The 22,258-nt window shown below is 72.9% G+C and carries 18 protein-coding genes; 10 read left to right on the top strand and 8 right to left on the bottom strand.

Annotated features, from left to right (window positions below):
* The first annotated feature begins 4 nt into the window (after window positions 1–4).
* From DEIGR_RS11790 to DEIGR_RS11765, 6 genes are read left to right on the top strand one after another with little or no spacing between them, the layout of a single operon-like run.
* Complete coding sequence (locus DEIGR_RS11790) at window positions 5–1,372, top strand: TolC family protein (protein WP_058977489.1); 1,368 nt, start codon at window positions 5–7, stop codon at window positions 1,370–1,372.
* Window positions 1,369–2,412: a TolC family protein gene (locus DEIGR_RS11785; protein WP_058977486.1), complete on the top strand. Its 1,044-nt coding sequence runs from the start codon at window positions 1,369–1,371 to the stop codon at window positions 2,410–2,412. Before DEIGR_RS11790 ends, DEIGR_RS11785 begins: the two co-directional genes overlap by 4 nt.
* Window positions 2,409–3,788: an efflux RND transporter periplasmic adaptor subunit gene (locus DEIGR_RS11780; RefSeq protein ID WP_058977482.1), complete on the top strand. Its 1,380-nt coding sequence runs from the start codon at window positions 2,409–2,411 to the stop codon at window positions 3,786–3,788. The genes DEIGR_RS11785 and DEIGR_RS11780 overlap by 4 nt, the downstream gene beginning before the upstream one ends.
* A complete protein-coding gene (locus DEIGR_RS11775; RefSeq protein WP_153013725.1) occupies window positions 3,785–4,537 on the top strand; it encodes an ABC transporter ATP-binding protein in 753 nt (250 codons plus the stop codon). Before DEIGR_RS11780 ends, DEIGR_RS11775 begins: the two co-directional genes overlap by 4 nt.
* Complete coding sequence (locus tag DEIGR_RS11770; protein WP_083524041.1) at window positions 4,534–5,862, top strand: ABC transporter permease; 1,329 nt, start codon at window positions 4,534–4,536, stop codon at window positions 5,860–5,862. The genes DEIGR_RS11775 and DEIGR_RS11770 overlap by 4 nt, the downstream gene beginning before the upstream one ends.
* A gap of 10 nt (window positions 5,863–5,872) precedes the next feature.
* On the top strand, window positions 5,873–6,481 hold the full coding sequence (locus tag DEIGR_RS11765; protein WP_058977480.1) for a hypothetical protein: 609 nt from the start codon (window positions 5,873–5,875) through the stop codon (window positions 6,479–6,481).
* 188 nt (window positions 6,482–6,669) lie between these two features.
* Here DEIGR_RS11765 and DEIGR_RS11760 read toward each other — a convergent pair whose 3' ends face one another.
* The 3 genes from DEIGR_RS11760 to DEIGR_RS11750 form a co-directional block, all read right to left on the bottom strand.
* Window positions 6,670–8,277, bottom strand: a complete 1,608-nt coding sequence (locus tag DEIGR_RS11760) for an HD domain-containing phosphohydrolase (protein WP_058977477.1) — start codon at window positions 8,275–8,277, stop codon at window positions 6,670–6,672.
* 191 nt (window positions 8,278–8,468) lie between these two features.
* A complete protein-coding gene (guaA, locus tag DEIGR_RS11755) occupies window positions 8,469–9,986 on the bottom strand; it encodes a glutamine-hydrolyzing GMP synthase (protein WP_058977475.1) in 1,518 nt (505 codons plus the stop codon).
* Between the two features lie 87 nt (window positions 9,987–10,073).
* Window positions 10,074–12,173 carry a PEGA domain-containing protein gene (locus DEIGR_RS11750; RefSeq protein ID WP_153013724.1) on the bottom strand — a complete coding sequence of 700 codons (2,100 nt, stop codon included), beginning with the start codon at window positions 12,171–12,173 and terminating at the stop codon, window positions 10,074–10,076.
* A 110-nt stretch (window positions 12,174–12,283) separates the two neighbouring features.
* Here DEIGR_RS11750 and DEIGR_RS11745 point away from each other — a divergent pair, with 110 nt between their 5' ends.
* From DEIGR_RS11745 to DEIGR_RS11735, 3 genes are read left to right on the top strand one after another with little or no spacing between them, the layout of a single operon-like run.
* Complete coding sequence (locus DEIGR_RS11745; RefSeq protein ID WP_058977471.1) at window positions 12,284–13,333, top strand: Mrp/NBP35 family ATP-binding protein; 1,050 nt, start codon at window positions 12,284–12,286, stop codon at window positions 13,331–13,333.
* A gap of 34 nt (window positions 13,334–13,367) precedes the next feature.
* Complete coding sequence (locus DEIGR_RS11740) at window positions 13,368–14,012, top strand: helix-turn-helix transcriptional regulator (protein ID WP_058977468.1); 645 nt, start codon at window positions 13,368–13,370, stop codon at window positions 14,010–14,012.
* Window positions 14,013–14,017: 5 nt separating this feature from the next.
* Window positions 14,018–14,626 (top strand): 2'-5' RNA ligase family protein, encoded by a 609-nt coding sequence (locus tag DEIGR_RS11735; RefSeq protein ID WP_236704737.1) that lies wholly within the window; start codon window positions 14,018–14,020, stop codon window positions 14,624–14,626.
* Between the two features lie 25 nt (window positions 14,627–14,651).
* On the opposite strand, the gene DEIGR_RS11730 is transcribed toward DEIGR_RS11735, so the two are convergent.
* The 5 genes from DEIGR_RS11730 to DEIGR_RS19690 all read right to left on the bottom strand — a co-directional run bounded on the left by DEIGR_RS11730 (window position 14,652) and on the right by DEIGR_RS19690 (window position 20,607).
* Window positions 14,652–15,734 (bottom strand): histidine kinase, encoded by a 1,083-nt coding sequence (locus DEIGR_RS11730; RefSeq protein WP_058977466.1) that lies wholly within the window; start codon window positions 15,732–15,734, stop codon window positions 14,652–14,654.
* A gap of 33 nt (window positions 15,735–15,767) precedes the next feature.
* Window positions 15,768–16,409, bottom strand: coding sequence for a potassium-transporting ATPase subunit KdpC (gene kdpC / locus DEIGR_RS11725; protein ID WP_083524040.1), 642 nt, complete (start codon window positions 16,407–16,409; stop codon window positions 15,768–15,770).
* Between the two features lie 222 nt (window positions 16,410–16,631).
* The gene (kdpB, locus tag DEIGR_RS11720; protein WP_058977464.1) at window positions 16,632–18,665 is read right to left on the bottom strand and encodes a potassium-transporting ATPase subunit KdpB; all 2,034 of its coding nucleotides are present in this window, start codon (window positions 18,663–18,665) and stop codon (window positions 16,632–16,634) included.
* A complete protein-coding gene (gene kdpA / locus DEIGR_RS11715; RefSeq protein ID WP_153013723.1) occupies window positions 18,662–20,461 on the bottom strand; it encodes a potassium-transporting ATPase subunit KdpA in 1,800 nt (599 codons plus the stop codon). Before kdpA ends, kdpB begins: the two co-directional genes overlap by 4 nt.
* On the bottom strand, window positions 20,461–20,607 hold the full coding sequence (locus DEIGR_RS19690; protein WP_083524038.1) for a potassium-transporting ATPase subunit F: 147 nt from the start codon (window positions 20,605–20,607) through the stop codon (window positions 20,461–20,463). The genes kdpA and DEIGR_RS19690 overlap by 1 nt, the downstream gene beginning before the upstream one ends.
* A gap of 54 nt (window positions 20,608–20,661) precedes the next feature.
* On the opposite strand from DEIGR_RS19690, the gene DEIGR_RS11710 reads away from it, so the two are divergent.
* A complete protein-coding gene (locus DEIGR_RS11710) occupies window positions 20,662–22,173 on the top strand; it encodes a sensor histidine kinase (protein ID WP_083524037.1) in 1,512 nt (503 codons plus the stop codon).
* The last annotated feature ends 85 nt before the right edge of the window (window positions 22,174–22,258 follow it).

Here is a 22,258-nt window from a genome sequence, read left to right as displayed (position 1 = left end):
CGACATGACCCGTCCCCCACCGCCCCGCCTGCTCACGCTGGCCCTGCTGCTCGGCGCCGCGCACGCGCAGACCACCGCGCCGTCCGCCGCGCCCCCCGACCTCACCCTGGAGCAGGCGTACGCGCAGCTGGCGCAGGCCCCCAGCGTCACCCGCGCCGCGCTGAGCGTGCAGGTCGCGCAGCAGAACCTCCAGGCGGCGCGCGCCGCGCTGGGCCTGACCGTCAGCGTGAGCGGCAGCGCCAGTTACGCCGGGCCGACCAGCACCGCCAGCGACGGCACGAGCGCCGCTGTGAGCAGCAGCCTGTCCGGCACGGCGGGCGCGAACGTCAGCCTGGGCCTGCTGCCCTGGTCCAGTTCACAGGGCAGCCTGCGGGCATCTGAGCGCAGCCTCGCGCTGGCGCAGGCGAACCTGCGCGACGCGAACCTGAGCACCCGGCTGAACGTGGCGCAGGCGTACTTCTCGGCCGCGCTCGCCACGCAGGACATCACGCTGGCGGGCCGCACCCTGGAGCTGCGGCAGCGGCAGCTGACGGTCGCGCAGGCACAGCAGGTCGCCGGGAACGCCACCGCCGAGACCGTCCTGAATGCGCAGAGCGCCGTGCAGACCGCGACCAGCAGCCTGACGCAGGCGCAATCCAGCCTGGACAGCGCCCGCCGCACCCTGGACGCCACGCTGGGTACCACCCTGGGCGGCGTGACCTTCAGCACCCGGCCGGACGACACCCTGACCCTCCCGGACCTGAGCGCACTGGTCGCCCGCGCCCGCACGGGCAGCAGCGAAGTGATCAGCGCGCAGAACGCCCTGGCGAGTGCGCAGGAGGCCCTGGAGGACGATCAGCGCGACGCCCGCCTGCCGGACCTGACCGCCAGCGTCGGCTACGGCGGCGGGACCGCCGGAACGGTCAGCGCCACGCTGAACGTCAAGCAGGGCACCCTGGGCAGCAGCTACAGCCTCCCGCTGGGCGACCGCGCGAGCACCGGCGGCAACCGCCTGACCGCCAGCGTCAGCGGGTCGTACGTCGTGTACTCACCCGCCCAGCAGGCCGCGCTGAGCGCCGCGCAGGCGGGCGTCACCCAGGCGGGGCTGTCCCTGACCGTCGCGCAGCAGAACGCCGAACTGGACGTCCGCAGCCGGTACGTGACCGTGCAGACCAACCTGAACGCCGTGCAGACCCGCGCCGCGCAGGTGCAGGCCGCGCAATTGGCCGTGCAGACCGCCCAGGCCCGCCTGGACGCCGGGACCGGCACCGCCGACGACCTCGCCGCCGCCACGCTCAGCCTCGCGCAGGCCGAGCGGGACCTGCTGTCCGCCCGCATCACCGCCCAGCTGAGCCTGACCCAGCTTCTCAACGCCGCCGGAGGCCCCCAATGACCCACGCCCGCCGACTGTTCACCCTCAGCCTGGGCCTCGCCCTGGCCGCGCCCGCCGCACACGCCCAGACCGCCCTGAGTGCCGGAAGTGCCGTCAGCGCCGCGCTGACCACCAGCAGCGACGTCAAGACCTCCCAGGCGAACCTCGACAAGGCCCAGGCCGCCAGCCGAGCCGCGCAGGCCGACCCCAGCACCCTGGTCGCCGCGAAACTGAATGCCGCGAACGCCGAGAAACTCGCGCAGGCGCAGGTCCGCGCCGCGAAACTCAGCGCGCTGCAGAGCACCGTCGGCGCGTACACGGCGCTGCTCGAAGCGCAGGAGAACGTCGAACTCCAGACCCTGCAGGTGCAGGTGGACACCAGGGGCGTGCAGGTCACGCAGGTGAAACTCGGCATCGGGAACGCCACCACCCTGGACGTCACGAACGCGCAGAACACCCTGGCCGCCAGCACCCAGACCCTCGCGGACGCCCGCGCGCAGCTGAACCTCGCCGCCGCGAAACTCGGCACCCTGACCGGCCTGGGGAACAGCGTCCGCGCCGGGAGTGCGGTCACCGCGCCCAAACTGAGCGTCACGCTCGCCAGCCTCCAGGGCGGACTGGACCGGCTGACCAGCCTGGTCGGCGCCGCGAACGACGTCGCCAGCGCCACGCTGAACGTGAAACTCGCCGACAACGACTTCACGCCCGCCCGGACCCTCCAGGACGCGAAAACGGCCCTGGCGAACGCGCAGCGCAGCCAGGACAGCGCCCAGAAGGCGGCCGGGCAGACCCTGGCCAGCGCGTACCAGGCCGCGCAGAACGCCTACGAACTCCAGCAGGTCGCGCTGAGCCGCGAGGCCGCCGCGCAGAAGACCTACACCCAGGACAGCGCCCGCCTGAAAAGTGGCACGATCAGCGCCGTCGAACTCCAGAGCACCCAGCTGACCCTCAAGAAAGCCCAGTACAGCCGCCTGCAGGCGCAGAACAACGTCACCGAGGCCCTCGCGGCGCTGTCGGTCGCCGCCGGGCAGAACCTCACCGGCATCGGGGGCGCGCTGTGACCACCACCAGCCCCGCCCGGCCCGCCGCGCCGCGCCGCCGTTGGCCGTGGGTGGTGAGCGGCCTGCTGCTCGTCGCCGCCGTGACCGGCGGGATCGTGTACACCCGCACCCGCAGCGCCGACACGGCTGCCGCCCCCACGACCACCACCAGCCGCGCGCAGCCGGGCGTGGTGCGCGTGTCGGTCAGCGGTCCCGGCACGCTGGAGGCCGCGCAGACCCGCACGGTCGGGGCCGACCTGACCGCCACGGTGGGCGCGGTGCCCGCCGTGGGCGAACGGGTCACGAAAGGGCAGCTGATCACCACCCTGAGCAGCGACACCGTCGAGCAGAACGTCCAGTCGGCCCAGCTGAACCTCGACAAGGCCCGCGCCAGCCTGGACGCGGCGCGCGCCAGTCAGGCCAGCAGCGCCGCGCAGCGCGCCAGCAGCGTCGTCAGCGCGCGGGGCAGCGTGACGCAGGCCGAGCAGACCCTCGCCGACGCGCAGCGCACCCTCAGCGGCCAGCGGCAGCTCGCGGGCATCGGGGCCCTGAGCGCCTCCGCGCTGGCCGACGCGCAGTCCGCCGTCACGAAAGCCCAGCAGAGCGTGGACAGCGCCCGCGCTGGCCTGAGCAGCGCCCTGACCCAGCAGCAGACCGGCGCGAGCACCGACGCGCAGAACCTCCGCAGTCAGGCACTCGCCGTGCAGCAGGCGCAGGACAGCCTGGACGCCGCCGCGCAGGACCGCGCCGACCTGAAGGTGTACGCCCCGATGAGCGGCGTGGTCAGCACCGTCACCGCCACCGAGGGCGCCGTCGTCACCAGCGGCGCGAGCATCCTGACCCTGATCGACGACACCACCCTGAACCTCCCGGTGCAGATCGACGAGACCGAGATCGCGGGCGTGAAGGTCGGGCAGCGCGCCGACGTGACCCTCGACGCCTTCGACGGGCAGACCTTCAGCGGGAAGGTCGTGCGCGTCTCGCCCGGCGCGACCCAGAGCAGCGGCATCAGCGTCTTCACCGCCACTGTCCAGTTGAGCAACCCGGACGGGCAGCTGCGCGCTGGCATGACCGCCGAGGCGGAGATCATCCAGAGCGAGGCCCAGGGTCTCCTCGTGCCCAGCAAGGCCGTGCAGACCGTGCGGGGCCGCAGCTACGTGCAGACCCCCGGCGCCGTGGCGGGCGCCGAGCCCGAACGGGTCCGCGTGGAGACCGGCGCGACCGACGGCACGAACACCATCGTCGAAGGCGGCCTGACCCCCGGCCAGGACGTCGTCGTGCCCGGCACAGCCCGCCGCGCGGGTACCTCCGGCACCGGCAGCCAGGGGGACGGCCAGAACAGCCGACAGGGCGGCTTCGGCGGCCCCCCCGGCGGCTTCCCCGGAGGCGCGCCGTGACCACGCCGCAGGTCACCCCGGTCGTCCCCGCCCCCACGGCGGCGGTGGTGGACCTGCGCGGCATCCGCAAGGTGTACGCGCAGGGCGACGTGATCTTCGAGGCGCTCCGGGGCGTGGATGTGCAGATCCTGCCGGGCGAGATGGTCGCCCTGATGGGCCCGTCGGGCAGCGGCAAGACCACCCTGATGCAGATCATCGGCCTGCTCGACCGGCCCAGCGAGGGCGGGTACCGGCTGGGCGGCCGCAACGTCACCACCCTCAGCGAGAACGAACGCGCCGCGGCCCGCAACACCGAGATCGGGTTCGTGTTCCAGGCGTTCCACCTGCTGCCCCGACTGAACCTCGTCGAGAACGTCGAGGTGCCCCTCACGTACGCCGGGGTGCCCCCCCGCGAGCGGCGCGACCGGGCCATGCAGGTCCTGGACCGCGTCGGGCTGGCCGACAAGGCCCGCAACCTGCCCAGCCAGATCAGCGGCGGGCAGAAACAACGCGTGGCGGTCGCCCGCGCCCTGGCCGGACGCCCCCGCCTTCTGCTGGCCGACGAACCCACCGGGAACCTCGACACCCGCACCAGCGAGGAGGTCATGGGCCTGTTCAGCGACCTACACGCCGAGGGCACCACCGTCGTCCTGGTCACCCACGAGGACGACATCGGCGCGTACGCCGGGCGGGTCATCCGCGTCCGCGACGGCCTGATCGAGAGTGACCGCCGCCAGACGCCCCGGCGTGGCCTGGGGGGCCACCCGTGACCGCAGGCCCCCTCCCGCAGACCGGCGCGGCCGCCCCGACCCCCGCCGCCGTCCCCCGCCGGGGCGGAATCGGCCTGGGCGGCGCGTTCACCATCGCGTGGCGCGCCATCGTCGGCACGCCCCTGCGCTCGGTCCTGACCGCGCTGGGCGTCATCATCGGCGTGGCCGCCGTCGTCGCCCTGACCGCCATCGGGCAGGGCAGCACCGCCGGCGTCACGAAGAACCTCGAGAGCCTCGGCACGAACCTCCTGACCGTGCAGAGCGCCCGGGGCGGGGGCGGCGGGAGCCTCGTGCGTGCCGGACCCCGCCAGACCATCACCGTCGAGGACGCCGAGGCCCTGGCCGCCGCGTTCCCGGACCGCGTGGCGGGCGTCGCGCCCAGCGTGAACAGCAACCTGCAGGCCAAGGTCGGCACGAACAACGCCCAGGTGAGCGTGGTGGGCACCTGGCCCGCCTTTGAAACCGTCCGCAACAGCCCCGTCGAGACCGGCGCGTACTTCACGGACGCGGACGTCAGCGGCAGGAAACGCGTCGCCGTGATCGGCCACCAGACCCTGCTCGACCTGTTCGGCGACGGCACCGAGGGCAGCGCTGCGCCGGAGCAGGCCGCCGGGCAGAAGATCCGGCTGGGCAGCGTCACCTTCACCGTCAGCGGCGTCCTGCCCGACAAGGGCAACAGCGGCTTCGGGAACGCCAACAGTCAGGTCCTCATTCCCCTCAGCACCTACCTGCAACGCTTCGCTCGCACGAACAGCGCCGGGGGGCAACCCACCGTCAGCAACGTCTACCTGCAGGCTACCGACGCCAAAGACCTCACGGGGCTTCAGAGCGACGTGACCGACCTGCTCATGACCCGTCACGACCTCACCGACCCGGACAACCTGGACTTCCAGGTGCAGAACCAGGCGGACAGCCTCGCCAGCCTGAACTCCATCACGAACACCCTGACCCTGTTCGTCGGCGCCATCGCGGGCATCAGCCTGCTCGTCGGCGGCATCGGGATCATGAACATCATGCTCGTCTCGGTCACCGAACGCACCCGCGAGATCGGCGTGCGCAAGGCCCTCGGCGCGCGCCCACGCGACATCCTCACGCAGTTCCTCGTGGAAGCCAGCCTGCTGTCCATCGGCGGCGGCGTGATCGGCATGCTGCTCGGCGTCGCCCTCGCCTTCGCCGGGAAGGCCCTGAACATCACGCCCGTCTTCAGCCTCCCGCCCATGCTGATCGCCTTCGCGTTCAGCGCCCTCGTCGGCGTGTTCTTCGGGTACTACCCCGCCGCCCGCGCCGCGAAACTCGACCCCGTCGATTCCCTCCGGTACGAATAGGAGCACCCCCATGCCCAAGACCACCCGCACCACCCTGACCCTCACCGCTCTCGCCTTCACCACTCCCGCCCTCGGCGCCGCCAGCGCCCAGACCGGCACGCAGCGCCAGATGACGCCCGAGATGCAGGCCCGCATGAAAGCCATGCAGCCCGTCAACGACCTCGCGCAGACCGTCCGCCTCCTGCCCGACCTGGAACAGAACAAGGTGACCGCCCTGACCAGGGCGCAGGCCAAACTCCTGCTCCCGCTCCTGACCAGCATCCAGAAAGCCACCAGCGTGCAGCCCAACGACGCCAAGAAGTACCTCACGCAGATCGAGGACAGGATCCTGACCGCCAGGCAACTCACGGCCCTCGACAGCCTGATGCTGAAAGCCGAACAGGACCGCGAAGCCCGCCGCACCCAGGCGCAGCGCAGCGGCCAGACCCAGGGCCAGCGCGTGCCCGGCCTGCCCGGCGGCCTCGGCATCCTGATGGGCGGCCAGCGCCCCGCCGGACAGACCGGGCAGGGACAGGGTGGGCAGGGGCAGGGAGGCCAGCCCGGCCAGTTCAACCCCTTCAAGCAGGGCCGCATGGCCGACCAGCTGGGCGCCTACATCAAGGTCCTGCAGAAGAAGTAATACGGACTCCGATTGAATGGCTGATACAGCCGTTCAATCCGAGCGGATGCGAGGAGGAGAGAAACGGATTCCGGACGTGGAGTTGGCAGATCGGTGGCGTTCCGATCTGTCAACGAAATAAACGGAATCCGTATAACGGACAGGGGAGAGGCGCGCCGGGGTTCATTCACCCGGCGCGCCCCTGCCGCTCAGCCGTCCAGCAGGCCGTCCTCGCGCAGCACGTTCAGGAACGCCACCACGACCGCCGGGTCGAACTGCCGCCCCGACTGTTCCCGCAGCGCGTCCGCGGCCGCCTGCACCGACCACGCCAGTTTGTACGGCCTGGGGCTGACCAGCGCGTCGAACACGTCCGCGACACTGAAGATCCGCGCCAGCAGCGGAATGTCCGGCCCGGCGAGCTGGTCCGGGTACCCGCCGCCGTCCCAGCGTTCATGGTGGTGCCGCACGACCTCGCGGACCTCGCGCGGGACGAACACCTCCTCGCGCAGCAGCTGATCCCCGACCTCCACGTGCCACTGCATCGCCTCGCGTTCGACCGGGGTCAGCGGTCCGGCCTTGCGCAGCAGCCGGTCGTCCACCGCGACCTTGCCGATGTCGTGCAGGTACGCGCCCCAGCGCAGGTGCTGACGCTGCGTGTCGCTCAGGCCCAGCCGCCCGGCCAGCCGCAGCGCCAGCGTCGTCACGCGGTCCGTGTGCCCGAACGTGTCCCCGTCGCGGCTCTCGAGCATGCGGCCCAGGGTGCGCAGCGCCGCCTCCCGCGTGGCGTGCAGGTGCTCGATGCTGTCGGCCCGGTCCAGCGCCTGACTGATCCGCAGCGCGACCGTGTCGAGCAGCGTGACCAGACTGGCGGGTACCGGCACGCGCCGCACGAGGTGCAGCAGCGTGACCACGCCCACCACGCGGCCATCCACGCGCAGCGGCGTGGCCAGCCCGGTGAACACGTGCGTCGCGTCCGCCCGGCGGGCCGACCAGGACTGGTAATCCGGGGCGACCTGCGTGCGGCCGGTGCGCAGCGCCTCGCCGATCAGGCCGGTCGGTGACGGACGGGCCGACAGGACCGCCCGCATGGCCGCCTGCCCCAGCGGGTGACCCTCCAGGACCGACAGGCGCACCTCGCGCGCGCCGTCCAGCATGACCACCGCGCCCACCGTGAACCCCGAGAGGTCCACCAGGGTCCGCAGGGCCCGCTGCCCGATCTCCTCGGGACTGCTGAGGTCCGCGAGTTCCGCCGACAGCTGCGCCAGCTGTTCGAACTGCCGCGCGGCCCGCTGCGCGTCCTCCAGCGCCCGCATGCGCGAGTACGCGACGCTGGCCGCCTGCCCCAGCAGTGTCAGCGCCTGCGCCTCGCCACTGCCGAACTGGGTGTCGTGTGCCAGCCGGTCCACCGACAGCACGCCCAGCAGCTGACCGTCCGGATCCAGCAGCGGCACGCCCAGGTACGTGTGCGGCACCGGCGTGCCGGTCACGTACACCGCCTGCGCGTCCTGATCCGTGTGTGTGATCAGGGTCGCGCGGCCCGACTGCACCACCCGCCACGACAGGCCGCGCCCCCGGGGCAGGCGGATGTGCATGGCCTCCGGGCCGCGCGACCCGGCGGCGGCCACGACCTCCAGGTCATCGGTGTCCGGCCGGTAGAGCAGCACCAGGGCGGTGCTGGCCCCCGTGATCTCCAGTGCCTGCTGCGCGCAGCGGTCGAACATGTCGCGGCTGGACTGCGCGAGCAGCACCAGCGCCTGCGCCTCCAGCGCGGGCCGCAGCGTCTCGGGCAGATCGGGCCGCAGCGGATCACCGGTCAAGTGAACCGCCGCGGGGGGATCAATCGCCGGGTCGGGCTCCGGCGACGCAGTTGAGACATGCCCCACGCTAGCGCGACTGACCCGCCGCGCACCACTCCCCCCCGGCAGACGCACACCCGGCAGACGCACACCCGGCAGAGGTACCCCCGGCGCGGTGGCCGGGGGCAGAGGGGGTGTTCAGCGCAGCAGGGTCATTCCCACTCGATGGTGGCCGGCGGCTTGCCCGTGATGTCGTACACCACGCGGTTGATCTCGTGCACCTGGTTCACGATGCGGTTGCTCATGGTCGCCAGGAACTCGTACGGGAGGCGGGCCCACTCGGCGGTCATGAAGTCGTCCGTGGTCACGGCCCGCAGCGCCGCCGTGTACGAGTACGTGCGCTCGTCGCCCATCACGCCGACCGACTGGATGGGCGTGAGGATCGCCAGCGCCTGCGAGCAGCCGTCGTACAGCCCGAACTCGCGCAGGCCACTGATGAAGATGTCGTCCACGCGGCGCAGGATGTCCAGCTTCTCCTCGCTGATCGCGCCCAGGCAGCGGATCGCCAGGCCCGGGCCGGGGAAGGGGTGGCGCATGCGGATGTGGTCCGGCAGGCCCAGCAGGCGCGCGATTTCACGGACCTCGTCCTTGAACAGCGTCCGGAACGGCTCGACCAGCTTGAAGGCGAGGTCGTCCGGCAGGCCGCCCACGTTGTGGTGGCTCTTGATGTTCGCGGCGCCCTCGCCCCCGGCGGACTCGATCACGTCCGGGTACAGGGTGCCCTGCGCGAGGAAGTCGAAGGGACCGTACGCGCGGGCTTCACGCTCGAAGGCGCGGATGAACTCCCGCCCGATGATCTTGCGCTTCTGCTCGGGGTCGGACACGCCGTCCAGCGCCGCCATGAATTCCGCGCGGGCGTCCACCGTCACGAGGTTCACGCCCAGCGGTTTCAGGGCCGCCTCGACCTGCTCGCGCTCGCCGAGGCGCAGCAGGCCGTGGTCGATGAACACCGCCGTCAGCTTCTCGCCGACCGCCCTGGCCAGCAGCAGGCCCAGCGTGCTGGAATCCACGCCGCCGCTGATCGCCAGCAGCACCCGGCCGTCCCCGACCTGTGTGCGCACGTCCGACACCAGCTCGTCGATGATGTGCTCGGCGGTCCAGTCGCGCGTCACGCCGCAGATGCCCAGGAAGTTCGCCAGCAGCTGCCCGCCCTTGGGCGTGTGCACGACCTCCGGGTGGAACTGCACGCCGTAGCGGCGCGTCTCGCGGTTCTCGATCGCGGTGACCGGCGTGTCCTCGGTCTGCGCGACGACCTCGTAGCCCTCGGGCAGCTGCGTGACGGAATCGCTGTGGCTCATCCAGGCGACGAACTCACCCTGGATGCCCTCGAACAGCTGACCGCCGTACTGCGTCAGGTCGGCCTTGCCGTACTCGCGCTTCCCGGCGCGCTTCACGTCCCCGCCCGCCTGCTGCGCGAGGTACTGCATGCCGTAACACACGCCCAGCACCGGAATATCCAGATCCAGCACGCCCGGCGCGGGCTTCGGGGCCGCCTCGTCGTAGACGCTGCTGGGCCCGCCCGACAGCACGATCCCCTGCGGGTTCTCCCGCAGGATGCGGTCCAGGGGCGCGCTGCCGGGCAGGATCACGCTGTACGCCCCGAGTTCACGGAACCGCCGCGCGATCAGACGCGTGAACTGACTGCCAAAATCCAGAATAACGACGCTCATCACTCCCGATTCTGTCACGCGCCCGGGCCGCGGGCGTCCCGGCGGGACAGACGAGCGCCCGGCCCGGCGCGTGACACGGGGACCGGATCAGCGGTCCAGGTCGATGGTCACCGGCTGCGAACGCGGCACCGTGACCGTCATGCTGCCCGGCGCGAAGCCGTCCACGACCACCCGCAGGCGGTACGTGCCCGGCGCGGGGAACGTCACGCGGCCCGGCGCGGTCCCCAGCGACGCCCCCGGCGCGAGGTTCGCCTCCTTCGGGGACTGCTCGACGGACAGGCGTGCCGTCGCCCCGGCCACGCCCCGCACCGTGAACTGCACCGTCTGCGGCTGGGGCCGGGCGGGCACCTCAGGCGCGGCCGCTGCCCGGCCGGACGCCGCGCCCGTCCCGGACACCTGCGGCACGCTGGCGGGCGTCACCGGACCCGCCCCACGCGCCTGCACGACCCGCGCGAGGAGCAGCGCCATGCCCACGAACGCGGCGGCCAGCACCACCCAGAACAGCACCCGCCACACCAGCGGACGGCGCGTCCGCACCGGCGCCGGGGCCTCCCGCACCACCCGCCAGGAATCGTCCTCGTCCCAGCCGATCCGGATCGGTTCACCCGCCCGCCGCCGCGCGGGCAGCGCCCCGACCGGCACCTCCGCGGCCGGATCCTGATCCTCCCCGGCCGCCGGGTCGCCGGGCAGCGGCGCGCGGCGCAGCGATTCCGGCAGGCGCGGCACCTCGCTGATCTGCACCCCTCGGTGCGGTGCGGGCGCGTCGGGCTGCCATTCGGGCAGGTCGTCGAAACCGATCTGGATCGGGGCGGGCGCCACGGGCGGTTCCTGCGCGCCCTGCTCCTGCCGCCGCTGCTCCAGTCGCTGCGCCCGGCGTTCGGCGGCCGCCTGCGCGTCCCGCTGCGCGTGCTCCTGCCGCGCCTCGTGCTCGCGGCGGCGGCGTTCCTGCGGCGACAGGCGCCCCCCGGTCCAGCCCGGTTGCGGCGTGTCCGGCAGGACGGGCGGCGCTTGCGGCGTGCCGGACACCCCGGTCCCGGCGGGCGCGGGGCTGGCCCCGTCACCCAGCACGATCGGCGTGCCGTCATGCGCGGGTGCGTCCGGCTGCACCGGCGCGTCAGCCGTGAGGTCCGTGGCCCCGTCGTCCGGCCGGATCGCCGCAGCGGGCGGGGGCGTGAGCGCGCTCGCCGGAACGACCGGAGCGGGGGAGGGGACCACCTCCGCACGGACCGGAGCAGGTGCCGGAACAGGCGCGGCAGGCGCCGTGGGGACGGGGACCGTCGGCTCGTCCGGTGCGGCCGCCTCGCGCGCGGCGCCCAGGCCCGGCAGGCGGAAGCGGCTGCCCCGCCCGCGCCGCCCACGCGCCTCCGGGGCGTCCCCGGCGGGAGGCGAGTCCGGGTCGGGGTCGACCGGGGCCAGGGCGGCCTGCACTGGGTTTGCCTGCACTGGGGCGACCTGCACGGCGCTTGCCTGGACCGGGGTGGCCTGCGCCGCTGCTCCCTGGACCTCTGCCACCTGCGCGGCGGGAACCGGAGAAGACACCGTGGGGTCCGCCGGGGTGGGGTCCGTCAGGGCCGGGTTGGGGGTGACCGGCGCGGCGGGAGCCGACTCCGTGTGCCCTGGGGTGTCCGGCGCGGCCCGCAGGCGCGCGGGGGCGGGGGCGCGCAGCAGGCGCAGCGCCGCCCGGGCGTCCAGGGTGCCCGGCGCGTCCAGCAGGGGCCGCAGGGCGCCCGGCACGCCGCCCATCTCGTGCAGGATGACCGCCAGGGCGTACAGGTCGTCGGCGGGCCGCGCCTCGCCACCCCAGGGCAGGCCCGACCCGGCCAGGCGGACCTCGCCGTCCACGCTCCACAGCTGCGAGGCGCTCAGGCCGCCGTGGACCACCCCCCGCTCGTGGAGCGCCGCGAGGGCCGCGAGCGCGCCGCGCGCCGTGAGGTCCGGGTCCTGTGCGGGCCGCGCCTGCAACGGCAGTTCGGTCACCATGAACGCCTCCCCGGCGACCAGCACGCACTCCGCGAAGGGCAGCACGCCCGGATGGCCGGGCAGGTCAGGCAGGGGCAGCGGGCCGGGCAGGCCGTGCAGCAGGACCGGCATACCGGTCAGGCGGTCCGTGGCACGCAGCGTCCGCACCGGACTGTTCATCCGGCCCGGCAGGTCACGCGCGGCCACATAGGGGCCAAGGGGCTTCACGGCCCGCAGTATAGGCTGGCGTCCGCCCGGTCCGGCGCGCACGCCCGGCGCGGCGCAGTGTGACCGCGTGGCTTGCCGCGCCCCGCGATCTGCGCTACTAATTGCGGGATATGCGTGACGCCCTGATGGCCGCCCTGAGCACCGTGAACGACCCGGAACTCCACCGGGATCTCGTCTCGCTGGGCATGATCGAGCACGCCAGCGTGGACGCGGGTGTGGCGCACGTGAAGGTGAACCTCACGACGCCCGCCTGCCCCCTGAAAGGCCAGATCGAACACGACGTGCGCGCCGCCGCGCTGACCGTCCCCGGCGTGCAAGGCGCCGTGATCACCTTCGGCGCGATGGTCCGCGCCGCCGCGCAGCCCGCCCTGCCCGGCGTGAAGCACGTCCTGCTGGTCGGCAGCGGCAAGGGCGGCGTGGGCAAGAGCAGCGTCGCCGTGAACCTCGCCGCGAGCCTCGCGCTGGACGGCGCGCGGGTCGGGCTGCTCGACGCGGACGTGTACGGCCCCAGCGTGGCGCACATGCTCGGCCAGAGCGGCGCAAAGGTCACCGCGAACGAGGAGCGCAAGATGCGCCCCCTGGACGCCCACGGCGTGCGCTTTATCTCCATGGCGAACCTGTCCCCGGCCGGGCAGGCGCTCGTGTGGCGCGGACCGATGCTGCACTCCGCCATCCAGCAGTTCCTCAAGGACGCCGCGTGGGGCGAACTCGACTACCTGATCGTGGACCTGCCCCCGGGCACCGGCGACGTGCAGCTGTCCCTGACGCAGACCGTGCAGGTCACGGGCGCCGTGATCGTCACCACCCCGCAGGACGTCGCGCTGATCGACGCGACCCGCGCCGTGGACATGTTCCGCAAGGCCAGCGTGCCCGTGCTGGGCGTCATCGAGAACATGAGCTACTTCGTGGCGCCCGACACCGGCGTCACGTACGACCTGTTCGGGCGGGGCGGCAGCCGCAAGCTGGGCGACCACACGCCCCTGGGTGAGATCCCGCTGGAGGTCAGTGTCCGCCAGGACGCCGACGCGGGCACCCCGGCCGTCATCGCCCACCCGGACAGCCCGGCCGCGCTGGCTCTGCGGCAGGCGGCCCGCGCGCTGGCAGGGCAGGTCAGCGTCCGGACCCTCGCGCACCTCCCGGACCAGCTGACCGTCGTATGACCGCCGCGCCTCTCCACGGTGCGGGGGGCAGGCCGTGAGCGCCGCGACCCTCGCCCCGGCCGGTGCCGAACGCACGAAGACCCGCCTGCTGGAACTCGTCAAGCGGCACGGCGCGCAGACCGCGCAGGACCTCGCGCAGCGGCTGGACGTCAGCGTGCCCGCCGCGCGGCGCCACCTGAGCGACCTGCAGGAGCAGGGCCTGCTGGAAGTCCGCACCGAACGGCCCGGCGGGCGCGGGCGGCCCCAGCACGTGTTCGTCCTGACCGACCGGGGCGAGGCGGCCTTCCCCAAGACCTACTCCAGCCTGTGCGTGGACGTCCTGCGCCACATCGAGGGCCTGTTCGGCGAGGACGCCCTGCTGCAGGTCCTCGACGCGCGCAACGCCGAGATCGCCGGGCGGCTGCGCGCCGACCTGCCCGCCGACCGGCCGCTGGGCGAGCGGGTGCAGGCCCTGGTGGGCCGCCTGAACGAGCACGGCTTCGACGCCACCGCCGAGCAGGACGAGCAGGGCGGGTGGGTGTTCACGCAGCGCAACTGCCCGAACCTGACGGTCGCGCGGCAGTACGCGCAGCTGTGCAGCGCCGAGATCACCCTGTACACCGACCTGCTGGGCGTGCCCGTCGCCCGCGACACCCGCATCGCCTGCGGGCAGGCCTGCTGCCGCTACCGGGTCGGGTAAGGACCGTGACCGAGTTCCTGCCCGCGCAGGACGCGCCCAGCCCGCTGTACTCCATCGTGGCGTGGCCGCCCGAGGCGCTCGACAGCTGGCTGCGCCGCCTGCAGGACCGCCTGAACGTGCGCGGTTTCGGCCTGCCGCACCTGAACGTCCGCGCGCCGTTCCAGACCAGCCTGCGCAGCGCGGAACTGGTCGGCGTCTGCCGCGACGTGCTGCGCGGCCAGGCGGCGCTGGACGTGCAGGTGCGCGGCTGGAAGCAGGTGCCGGGCGTGATCTTCCTGGAGTGCGAACTGAGCCCGCAGCTGCGCGCCCTGCACGACCGCAGCCTGATGATCGGCCCGAGCAGCCGCGCCCGCTACGACGGCGCGGAGTACCGCCCGCACCTGACGCTGGCGCTGGGGGTCCTGAAGTGGGCCGAGCCGGTCCTGTGGGAGGAGATCCGCGACCTGACGCCGCCCGTCACGCACTTCCGGGTCGAGGCCCTGAGTCTCACGAAGGAACACCGGGGCGAGGTGCAGGAACTGCACACCTTCCCGCTGCTGGACCTGCCGCCCGCCGACCCGCCCGGCGGGACCGAACCGGGCATGGAGCACGGGATCGAGGTGGCCCCCAGCTGACGGGCACGCCCCCCCGCGGGCGCAGTCACTCGCGGGTGATGACGTACACGTCCACGTTGCGGGTCTGCCGCAGCACCGAGCGGATGATGTCCCCCCGCAGGAATTCCTCCCAGCGGGAGCGGCTGCTCTCGCCCAGCACGACGTGCGTGGCCTGCGCGGCCTGCACGTGCCGGATCAGGGTGGCCGCCACGCCGCCCGCCGGGTCGAGCACGATGAATTCCCCGCCCAGCGCGACCGTGACCGCGCGGAAGGTGTCGAGCAGCCGCGCACGCTCGGCACTGATCCGCTCGGACCGCACGGTCACGACCTGCAGGTCGGCGTGCAGGCGCTGCGCGAGCTGCCCGCCGCGGCGGATCAGGCGCGCGCCGGACTCCTCGGCGGCCACGGCGACCACCACGCGTTCCTGCACGCCCATGCCTGGACTCTGGCCTGACCCCAGTCCGGCCGCGCCCTGCTCGACGACGTGCGCCACCTGCCGCAGCGCCAGTTCCCGCAGCGCCGTCAGGTTCGGCAGCGTGAAGAAGTTCGACAGGGCGTGCTCGGCCCGCTCCGCGCCGTACACCGCGCCGGACCGCACCCGCTCGCGCAGGTCGGCGGGCGTCAGGTCAACGAGCACCAGTTCGTCCGCGCCGCCCAGCACGGCGTCCGGGATGCGCTCGCGGACGCGCACGCCGGTCAGGCGCGCCACCGTGTCGTGCAGGGACTCCAGATGCTGCACGTTCACGGTGGACAGCACGTTCACGCCCGCGTCCAGCAGCGCCTCGACGTCCATCCAGCGTTTCTCCCGCGCGCTGCCCGGCGCGTTCGAATGCGCCAGTTCATCCACGAGCACCACGTCCGGACGGCGCGCGATCAGGCCCGCCACGTCCAGTTCACCCAGCGTCACGCCGCCCCGCACGACCTCCAGCCGCGGGAAGACCGGCAGACCCTCGGCAGCGGCCTGCGTGAACGCCCGCCCGTGCGTTTCCAGCACGCCGATCAGGGCGTCCTCGCCGCGCTCTAGGCGGTCGCGCAGTTCACTGAGCGCGCGGGTGGTCTTCCCGACCCCCGCCGCCATGCCCACGAACACCCGGTGCCGACCCCGCACGGGGCGGGGAGCACCGGGCATCGCCAGCCGCTCGGGTTCAGGCGGCGTGACCGCTCACCGTCCCAGCCGGTCCAGGGCGAGGTTCAGTTCCAGCACGTTCACGCCCGGCTGACCCAGGCCCAGCACGCCCCGCTCGGTGTGGTCCCGCACCAGCGCCTGCACCTGCGTGTCCGTCAGGCCACGCGCGCGCGCCACCCGCGCCACCTGCACCGCTGCCCCCGCCGGGGACACGTGCGGGTCGAGGCCGCTGCCGCTCGCGGTGAGCAGATCCACCGGAATCTGCGTGACGGGGATGTTCTCCCGCGCCGCGATCGCCTGCGCCTGGGCCTGCACGCGTTCCCGCAGCGCCGGGTTGCTCACGGCGAGGTTGCTGCCCGACGCGTTCACCGGGTCGTACCCGCTCCCGGCGGCGCTGGGCCGCCCGATGAAGTACCGGTCGCCCGTGAAGGGCTGCCCGATGAGCGCCGAGCCGACCACCCGACCCCCGTCGCGGATCAGGGAACCGGTCGCCTGCGCGGGAAACAGCGCGCCGCCCAGCGCGGTCGTCACCGCCGGGTACGCGAGGCCGCCCAGCACCAGCCACAGCGCCGAGAAGCGCAGCCACGCACTCCACCCCGGCTGGGGCGCGTCAGAAAAGTCAGGTTCAGGAAGGGCCGATGGAGGAAGGGCAGGGGAGGGCATGTCGTTCAGGGTCATGATGAAACCTCTTTGTGGGGGCGAGGTGGGGGCCAGTCCCCCGGACCTCGCCGGGAAAGTGTGGTGTCCTGATCCGGATTCCGTCTGTTCCGCTGACCACGCGGGAAAGCGCCGTGTGGTCAGCTCCACGCCCGGAACCCGGTCTGCTCCTACTCTGCTTCGCAGCTCTGCGAGTCGCGTCCGCTCGGGTTGAAGGGTGAGGAACCCCTTCAACCGGAGGCGTTAAGCGCCGACCAGTCCGAGCAGCACGTCGATGAGCTTGATGCCCACGAACGGCACGAGCACGCCGCCCAGCCCGTAGATGAGCAGGTTGCGGGCCAGCAGCGCGTCGGCACTGCCGGGCGAGTAGCGCACGCCGCGCAGCGCCACCGGAATCAGCGCCGGGATGACCAGCGCGTTGAAGATCACGGCGGACAGGATCGCGCTCTGCGGGCTGCGCAGGTCCATCACGTTCAGCGGGGCCAGCGCGGGAATCTGCGTGGCGAACAGCGCGGGGAGGATCGCGAAGTACTTCGCGACGTCGTTCGCAATCGAGAAGGTCGTCAGCGCGCCGCGCGTCATCAGCAGGCCCTTGCCGATCTCCACGACCTCGATCAGCTTGGTGGGGTCGGAGTCCAGGTCGATCATGTTCGCCGCTTCCTTGGCCGCCTGCGTGCCGCTCTGCATGGCGAGGCCCACGTCCGCCTGCGCCAGGGCCGGGGCGTCGTTCGTGCCGTCGCCCATCATGGCGACCAGCTTCCCGCCGCGCTGCTCCTCGCGGATCATGGCGAGCTTGTCCTCGGGCGTCGCCTCGGCCAGGAAGCCGTCCACGCCGGCCTCGCGGGCGATCGCCTCGGCGGTCAGGGGGTTGTCCCCGGTGATCATCACGGTGCGCAGGCCCATGCGGCGCAGCTGCTCGAAGCGTTCGCGCATGCCGGGCTTCACCACGTCCGACAGGGCCACCACGCCCAGAACGCGTTCGTCACGGAGAACCACGAGGGGCGTGCCGCCCGCGCGGGCCACCTCGTCCACCAGCGGGGACAGTTCGGTGGGCACGTTGCCGCCCCGCTCGCGGGCCAGGCGGGTGATGCGGTCGGCGGCGCCCTTGCGGATGCTCACGCCGCCCGCGTCCACGCCGCTCATGCGGGTCTGCGCGGTGAACTCGATGAACGCCGCGTCCGCCGGGGTGGCGGGCGTCACGCCCTGCGCGCGGGCCAGCGTCACGATGCTCTTGCCTTCGGGCGTGGGATCCGCCGCCGAGGCCAGCGCCGCCGCGCCCGCCAGGTCCTCAGCGCTCACGCCGGGCAGCGGCAGGAAGCGCGTCGCCTGCCGGTCCCCGACGGTGATCGTGCCGGTCTTGTCCAGCAGCAGGATGTCCACGTCCCCGGCCACCTCGACCGCCTTGCCGCTCTTGGCGATCACGTTCGCCTGCAGCGCCCGGTCCATGCCCGCGATGCCGATGGCGGGCAGCAGACCGCCGATCGTCGTGGGAATCAGGCACACGAGCAGCGCCACGAGCGTCACCACGTCCACCGTCGCCCCCGCGAAGCGCGACAGGGGCAGCAGGGTCGCCACGACGATCAGGAACACCAGCGTCAGCGCCGCCAGCAGGATCGACAGGGCCAGCTCGTTCGGGGTCTTCTGGCGGCTGGCGCCCTCGACGAGCGCGATCATGCGGTCGAGGAAGCTCTCGCCGGGCTGCGACGTCACCCGCACCACGATCCGGTCGGACAGCACGCGCGTCCCGCCCGTCACGCCGCTGTGGTCGGTGCCCGCCTCGCGGATCACCGGGGCGCTCTCGCCCGTGATGGCACTCTCGTCCACCGCCGCCAGCCCCTCGATGACCTCACCGTCGCCGGGAATCATCTCGCCCGCCTGCACCACGATCACGTCCCCGCGCCGCAGCTGGGTGCTCGGAACGACCTCCTCGCGGCCGTCCAGCACCCGGCGGGCCGGGGTGTCCTCACGCGCCGAGCGGAGTGTTGCGGCCTGCGCCTTCCCGCGCGCCTCGGCCAGCCCCTCGGCGAAGTTCGCGAACACCACCGTGAACAGCAGCAAGACCGTCACGCCCGCCGGGTAGCCCCACGCCTGCCCGCTCGCGGCGGCCTGCACGGTCAGCAGCAGCGTCAGCACGCCGCCCAGCAGCACCACGAACATCACCGGGCTGCGCACCATGAAGCGCGGATCGAGTTTCACGAAGGCGGCCCTCAGCGCGGCGCGCATCAACGCCGGGGCGAACACACCCCCCTTCGGGGTTTTCTGCGGCACAGCGGTCATTTCGTCACGTCCTTCACGAGGGTCAGGGGGGCCGGACTCCACTGTGGGCCAGTCAGGGACAGCACCTGACCGTCCCTCCGCTCAGTCCGTCCCGTCGGTTGCTGCTCGCTCCGCTCGGGGTCACATCCGGGACGTGACCCGCAAAGCGTCATCTGCTCCGCGACCGGCCCTAACACCAGCGCCGGGGCGAAGTTCAGGAGTTGCAGCAGCAGCATCACGCTCAGGAGCATCCCGGCGAACACCGGCGTGTCCACCCGCAGCGTCCCGCTGCCTTCGGGCGCGGCGCGCTTGGCGGCCAGCAGGCCCGCGATCGCCAGCGGCCCCACGATCGGCAGGAAGCGGGCCAGCAGCAGCACCAGCGCGCAGCTGAGGTTCCACCAGGGCGTGTTGTCCCCCAGGCCCTCGAAGCCGCTGCCGTTGTTCGCGAACGCCGAGTTGTACTCGTACAGCACCTGCGATAGCCCGTGGAAGCCGGGGTTCGAGTTCGCCGTGACCGCCGGGTTCGCCAGGGCCAGCGCCGTGAAGCCCAGCACCAGCAGCGGCTGCAGCAGCAGGATCAGCGACGCCAGCTTGATCTCGGGGGCCTCGATCTTCCGGCCGAACAGTTCCGGCGTGCGGCCCACCATCAGGCCCGCCACGAACACCGTCAGGATCACGAACACCAGCATGTTGATCACACCGACGCCGATCCCGCCGTACACGTCGTTCAGGAACATACCCAGCTGCGGCACCAGCCCGCCCAGCGGCGTGAACGAATCCAGCATGCCGTTCACGCTGCCGTTACTCGTCTGCGTCGTCAGCGCGGCCCACAGCGCCGTGGCGTCCGCGCCCAGGCGCACCTCCTTGCCTTCCATGTTCGGGCCCAGCGCCGACAGGCCGGCCAGGGCGGCGTTCGGCATCCGCTCGGCCAGCACGGCGCCCAGCGTCAGCGCCGCCGACAGGACGCTCATGACGCCCATCAGCACCAGACCGAAGCGCGGGCGGCGCAGGAACCGGCCGGTCGCCACGACCAGCGCCAGCGGGAACAGGATGATGCTGACTGTCTCCAGCAGGTTCGACAGCGGCGTGGGGTTCTCCAGCGGCACCGTCGAGTTCGGCCCGTACCAGCCGCCGCCGTTCGTGCCCAGCTGCTTGATCGCCACCATCGGCGCGACCGGCCCCACCGGGATCGTCTGCGTGGTCACCGCCTGCCCCTCCACGGTCTGAGGCTGCACCAGCGTCGCCGTACGTGCGCCCGCGAAGGTGCTCGGCACGCCCTGCCACGTCAGCAGCAGCGCCAGCACCACCGACGAGGCGGTCAGCAGCGCCGCGCCGCGCGTCACGTCCAGGAAGTAGTTCCCCAGGTGCGCGTCCCCACGCAGGCCGCGCAGCACCGCGAACAGCGCCGCGAACCCCACCGCCGGGGTGAAGATCTGCAGCGCCGTGATGCCCAGCATCTGCGACAGGTACGACAGGCCACTCTGCCCGCTGTAATGCTGCTGGTTCGTGTTCGTGATGAACGACGCCATCGTGTGAACCGCCGTGTCCCAGCGCAGGTTCGCGATGCCGTCCGGGTTCAGCGGCAGGCCACCCTGCAACAGGTACGTCGCCAGCGCCACCAGCCCCACGATCACGTTCGTGCCCAGCAGCGCTCCCACGTACGCGCGCCACGACATGCCCCGCGCGGCATCCACGCCACACGCGCGCAGCAAACCCGCCGTCATCCGCGACGCCGGAGCCTCCATCAGCCGGGCCATGAACAGCCCCAGGGGAAGGGCCAGCGCCAGCGCCAGCCCGTAGGTGAGCAGGATATCCATCAGAACCGTTCCGCCTTCACCAGGGCGTACAGCAGATACGCGCCCAGCGCCAGCACCAGAATCAGAAGCAGTGCGTCCATGCCGACCAGCCTGCGCCGCCCCCCCACCCGGGCGGTATGCTCCGACCGGCCCACCCCCCTGGCCATGTGGCCAGTCCCCACCCCCACCCGGCGCGCCCTACCCTGAACCCCACACGCCCCATGACCCCCACCTCCGCCACCCCCACCCCGGAACGCAGCGAACGCCGCCTGCTGGCCGCCAGCGTCGCCCTGATCGTCGCGACCACCCTGACCGACGTCCTGACCCCCGCGTCCCTGGTGATCGGCACCCTGGTCAGCGCGCCCCTGGCCCTGGCCGCGCTGGGCGCCAGCCGCCGCGCCACCGTGAACCTCACCGCGCTCGCCATCGCCGGGAACATCCTCGCGGGTGCCGTCAACGCCGCGCGGGACGGCGCGACCCCCACCGACCTCGGTAACCGCGCCGTCAGCATCCTGGCGGCCATCCTGGTCGGCTTCCTCAGCCTGCGCGCCCGCGAGGCCGCCACCCGCGCCGCCCGCCTGCACGAGGAGGAACGCCGACTCCAGCGCGAACGCGCCCTGCGCACCCTGATCGAGGCCGTCAGCGGACCCCTCACGCAGGCGCAGTTCGTCACCCGCGCCGCACACGCCCTGAAAGACTTCACCGGCGCGGCCACCGTCGAGATCGGCAGCGTCGACCGCGCCGTGCTGCGCGAACCCCACGCCCACACCGGCCCCGGCGAGGGCCGACTGGGCCGCCGACTGCCCCTGGACCTGCTGGCCCGGCCCGCCACCCGCGACGCCGGAGCGCCCAGAGACCGTCAGGTGTGGGCGGTCGGCGGCGGCGACACCTTTGTGGCCCGCCTCACCCGCCCCAGCGACCCGGAACTCCTGATCCTCCTCACCCGCCCCGCCGCCCCCCCGGACCAGCTCTCGGAAGCCGTGCAGACCCTCCAGCCGCTGCTGGAACGCACCGCGCTGCTCGACGACCTGCACGCCCGGCAGGCCCAGCTCCAGGAACGCGGGGAACTCCTCCAGGACCTCATCTACTCCTTCAGTCACGACCTGCGCACCCCCCTCATGGCGAACGCCGTGAACATGCGCTCCGCCCTCAAAGGCGCGTACGGCCCCCTCCCGGACGACTACGCCGCCACGCTCCGCAACGGCCTGGACGCCAACGCCACCCTCCTGGCCCTCGCCGACCAGCTGCTGCTCGTCGCCAAGTACGAGAGCGGCCAGGAAGACGACGAACTCCAGAGCGTCCCCCTGCGCGACCTCGTCCTGAACGTCACCGAGCAGCTGCGGCCCGCCGCCGCCACGCGCGGCGTCACCCTGGAAACCACCCTGGACGGCGCCCGCACCCGCGGCCGCAAACACGACCTGCGCCGCGCCGTGCAGAACCTCCTCGACAACGCCGTCCGCTACGCCCCCCCCGGCAGCGCCGTCCACGTCACCCTGGCCCGGGCAGACGACGAGGCGATCCTCAGCGTCCTCGACAGCGGCCCCGGCGTCAGCGCCCCACGCGTCCCCACCCTCTTCCAGCGCTTCCGCTCCGGCGGCGCCGGCGGCGGCACCGGCCTCGGCCTGTACCTCACCCGCCGCATCGCCGAACGCCACGGCGGCACCGTCACGTACGCCCGCACCGCCCGCGCCCAGAGCGTCTTCACTCTCACCCTGCCCCTGGAGGACACATGACCGTGTCACCCCCTCCCAGCCGCTCGCCTGCGAGCTGTTCCAGTCCCCTTCAAGGGGGAGGAGACAGGGCAGACCACACGCCCAT

Origin of the sequence: Deinococcus grandis (assembly GCF_001485435.1) — a bacterium.
GTDB classification, from domain to species: Bacteria; Deinococcota; Deinococci; order Deinococcales; family Deinococcaceae; genus Deinococcus; species Deinococcus grandis.
The sequence above is the reverse complement of the archived record's forward strand: the minus strand, read 5'-3'. Positions and strand labels throughout refer to the sequence as shown.